Annotated in this window: 1 protein-coding gene; it reads right to left on the bottom strand. The window is 70.2% G+C overall.

The window, feature by feature from the left end:
* Nucleotides 1–410, bottom strand: a 410-nt coding sequence (locus C1I95_RS34595; protein WP_146605969.1) for an ABC transporter substrate-binding protein, incomplete at both ends; no start/stop codon positions are given.

The raw sequence follows: 410 nt of genomic DNA, 5'->3' as shown, positions 1-410 counted from the left end.
GAAGCGAGCCGTCCACCGTCATGCCCTCGAGCATCGACTCGTCCACCTCCGACAGGTCGAAGTCGTGCTCCTCGACCAGGTCGTCCAGCGGCATCAGCAGGCTGCCGAGCTCCTGTGCCCGGGCGGCCTGCGTGGTCAGCAGGCAGGGCGCGTCGTCGCCGGAGAACCGGGTCTTCACCTTGGGCCAGTAGTCGGCGAAGCTCGGCCCCTCGACGGTGATCTCGAGGTCCGGATCCTCCTTCTGCGCCTCGGCGATGAACGACTCCCACTGCTCGCGGTCGCTCTGGCTGCTCACCCAGGTGTAGAGCGCCAGCGGCCCGCCGGTCGTCGACGTGTTGTCGTCGCCCCCGCCGCACGCCGTCAGCGCGACGGCGAGCCCCGTGACGGCGGCGACGGTCGTGGTCAGGTGT

This window comes from Micromonospora craterilacus, from assembly GCF_003236315.1.
In the GTDB taxonomy this organism is placed as follows: domain Bacteria; phylum Actinomycetota; class Actinomycetes; order Mycobacteriales; family Micromonosporaceae; genus Micromonospora; species Micromonospora craterilacus.
This window is presented reverse-complemented; position numbering and strand designations above follow the sequence as displayed.